General features: G+C 42.1%; 1 protein-coding gene and 2 pseudogenes. All 3 read right to left on the bottom strand.

The annotated features are described in order from the left end of the window. A pseudogene (locus AB5935_RS24855) lies at positions 1 to 232 on the bottom strand (hypothetical protein); the annotation flags it as partial. Beyond that, positions 229 to 1227, bottom strand: a complete 999-nt coding sequence (locus tag AB5935_RS24850; protein WP_368327739.1) for a DUF4249 domain-containing protein — start codon at positions 1225 to 1227, stop codon at positions 229 to 231. The pseudogene AB5935_RS24855 and the gene AB5935_RS24850, both read right to left, overlap by 4 nt. Positions 1228 to 1234: 7 nt before the next feature. Next, positions 1235 to 1956 (bottom strand): annotated as a pseudogene (locus tag AB5935_RS24845) (TonB-dependent receptor); the annotation flags it as partial.

Below are 1956 nucleotides of genomic sequence, written 5' to 3'. Positions count from 1 at the left end.
GAATATATGCAGACTTTTTTCGTTTCACGCTGGTGTAATAATCCATGTTGGAGTAGTCGATTAAGTCCAGATATACGGTTTGATCTGCTTTCTCCTGATAGATAGGAGAAGTGAGCTCGTAATACAAGCTGGATTTTAAGGCTTGTATCTCCCTTAACATACTCCGGCTGCTTCGGCAGGAACAGAACAGCGGTAATGCGATGAGTATAAATAGTAGGTGATGAGTTTTCATATCCATGGCTTTTCTATATGAATGATTTTGCTTGTCTCCGTACTGATCCCGACAATCCCGACCCCTCCGTGCACATTGCCGGGATATTTGATTGGTTCGTTTATTGTCTCATCATAAGCGTCGGAATCTGCCAGGTTGAGTGCTTTCAGATAGTAATATTCGGTTTCTGTAATGCTTAACAGACGCACAATAATATCCATCTTTACATTCGTTTCATATTTGGAAAGCCCCTCAACATTTGTCTGGTTGTAAACTGTCATGGTATAAGATGTATTTTTGAATCGTGAGTCGTCAAACACCCCATATATATTCTTTACAGTGTCGAACATGCCATTATCTTCGTCATCGCTGTTGGTAGGCTGTCCGTCCGTCAACACAACATCTTCGCGAGATATAAAATGATAACGGTGTGTGGTTTGAGTGACATATTCGCCTATTTCATTATTATAGTCTTTCACTGTCATTTGCTTATCCATGATAAGTCGATAGAAATTATTTTCGTTGGGGCGATCTTTGATGTTGATTTTATATCGGAGGTAATTCTGTGTATAATAATACTGTGTCAGTGGAACAGTGACCGTATCGATATCAGTTATTTCGTTGGGACGCTGTGGAACGGTAACTTCAGCCCATGCGTGATACTGCCCGTCGTCAGTGAGAGCGTCGATACGTACTACATCTCCGGGAGAGAACTTGCCGGAAATGTTGAAGCGGCATTGCATATCTCCTTCCGCCTGGGGTGGGAGCGGACGTAAACTTTCTGACAACTGTCCGTTAACACGTACTTCCACGGTGGCTTTTTCTGCATGAGTGGCGTATCCTCTTCCCGTGAAATTGAGGTAAAGAACATTGGTCAGACTATCTGCGTTGATTAGTGCGTTCATCACTAGTTTGGGGGGATTGTCCTTTACACTAAACGGGAGTTCGTTTTCGCAAGATACTGTTGTCAGTAATGCTATAAACTGGATAAATGGATAATATATACGAGTTCTCATAATGAGTTTAGAATTTATAAGTGTAAGTGAATGATGGAATTAATGGAAGTATAGTATACTTCTTGATAATCGGTTTGTAGGGATCGTTTTTGCTGGTGCTGCGATATACGAAGGTAGGATTCATCGCATTATATGCATTATACAGACTGATATTCCAGGTACGCATACCATGTTTGGTCTTTTTGTTGAAATTGACTCCCACATTCAACCGGTGACTGGCTGGTAACCGGTAATTATTACGATGCTCCACATACGAAGCTTCTCCGATGGTGGGTGAAGTTATGCCTGAATCAAAATAATCTCCATATCCATATCCTCCTCCAAATCCGTTGTTTGTGCTGTCGCTAGGACGGATGACAGCGGTTTTCTCTTCAGGGATTGTACTTGTTCCGCCTGTATAGAACACCCAGGAAGCACCGATGTCGATACGTTCGTTGAACTTATGGTTGATTGTCAGGTTGATATTGTGTCTTCGGTCATATTTATATGGAAACCGTTCACCGTTGTTGATACCGCCTTTAGCAAACTGACGATCACTTTTGGACAAAGTGTAGGACAGCCATCCCGTCGTTCTTCCAAGTGTCTTCTGTGCCATAAACTCAATACCTGCCGAACGTCCCTTGCCCATTTCCACTTTATTTTCCCAACCGGCAGAAGAACCGAAGAAGCTGACTCCTTCCTTATACTCCAATACATTATACATATCTTTATAATAGCCTTCTACCGAGA

This window comes from Phocaeicola sp. RTP21198st1_B8_RTP21198_201120 (assembly GCF_040929485.1).
In the GTDB taxonomy this organism is placed as follows: Bacteria; Bacteroidota; Bacteroidia; order Bacteroidales; family Bacteroidaceae; genus Phocaeicola; species Phocaeicola dorei.
The sequence above is the reverse complement of the archived record's forward strand: the minus strand, read 5'-3'. Positions and strand labels throughout refer to the sequence as shown.